This is a genomic window from Polynucleobacter sp. 39-46-10 (assembly GCF_002282275.1).
Genome location: NZ_NCJB01000481.1, coordinates 1 through 1,346 on the forward strand (window position 1 = coordinate 1; position 1,346 = coordinate 1,346).

Below are 1,346 nucleotides of genomic sequence, written 5' to 3' on the forward strand. Positions count from 1 at the left end.
TCATCGTGCATAAAGCGGCTGTAAACCCAAGAATAGAAGCGAGATTCATATCAGGCCAGAAGTTGGAAAACTGGCCGGCAGCAACTGCATGCTCGAAAACTACACCAACACCACCAGTTTGGGCCGTTATCTCACCGCCGATATAAAGCATACCCACCACAATGATGATCATCTGAATGAAGTCGGTGATTGCCACTGACCACATGCCACCAAAAAGCGTATAAATTAGAACGCTACCAGCCCCAATTAACATGCCTGCTGTTTGTGTGATGCCGCCATCAGATACAACATTAAAAACAAGTCCCAAGGCTTTAATCTGCGCGGCCACCCACCCCAAATAAGAAACCACAATACAGAGCGTTACCAAAACCTCTACAGTACGGCCATATTTCTCCCTAAAGAAATCGCCGATAGTGAGCATGCGACGGTTATAGAGATGACGAGCAAAAAAGAGTCCTACTAAAATCAGGCACAGAGAAGATCCGAAAGGATCGGAAACAATTCCGCCGAGCCCCTCCTTAAGGAAGGTAGCTGGGATGCCCAACACCGCTTCGGAGCCAAACCAGGTAGCAAAGACTGTAGCGGTGACGATAGGCAAAGGAAGGCTATGGCCTGCTGCAGCAAAGTCAGCCGTGTTTTTGACCCGTAGCGCAGCCCAAAGGCCGATACCTACAGATACCACCCAGTAGATGATGACAAACCAAATCAACATCGCCCAATTACTCCTTCAGAATTTGCTCAAATTATATGGCCTTGTCACTTATGACATTTAATCAATCAGAGCCAAATTTGAGTCAGCTGGTCTGACATAATTCATGGGTGAATTCCGCCATACAGCCAATAGAGAACCCCAATAGCGATCTAGCCTATCAAAAGGCGATTTTGGGTTCGGTATCGCGCACTTTTGCACTCACCATCCCCCTTCTCTCCCCAGCGCTTGAGGCAGTGGTTGGGAATACCTATCTACTGTGTCGGATTGTCGACACGATTGAGGATGCGACTGAACTCAGTCCAACAGAGAAGCAGCGCTTATCTAGGCTATTTTTAGAAGCAGTTTTGGGCACTATTTCGGTAGAGGCATTTGTAAGCCCCTGCCTAGAAGCATTAAAAGGCTATTCCAATGTTGATGAGCTCGATTTAATCGCACATACCCCAACCGTCCTCAGAATTCTGCACACCTTTCCCGATACAGATCAGGCTGCGATTAGCCGTTGCGTTTCAATCATGTCCGATGGCATGTCCCATTTCCATGGAAGGCAAACGCAAGAAGGACTAAAAGATCTCGCAGAATTTGAGGAGTATTGCTATGTAGTGGCTGGTGTCGTAGGAGAGCTACTGACAACCAT

The 1,346-nt window shown here is 47.5% G+C and carries 1 protein-coding gene and 1 pseudogene; one reads left to right on the forward strand and one right to left on the reverse strand.

What is annotated here, in order from left to right:
• A pseudogene (locus tag B7X71_RS16975) lies at window positions 1-712 on the reverse strand (sodium:solute symporter); the annotation flags it as partial.
• A gap of 107 nt (window positions 713-819) precedes the next feature.
• Here B7X71_RS16975 and B7X71_RS16980 point away from each other — a divergent pair.
• The coding region (locus B7X71_RS16980) for a squalene/phytoene synthase family protein (protein WP_293601606.1) at window positions 820-1,346 on the forward strand (527 nt) is incomplete at its 3' end.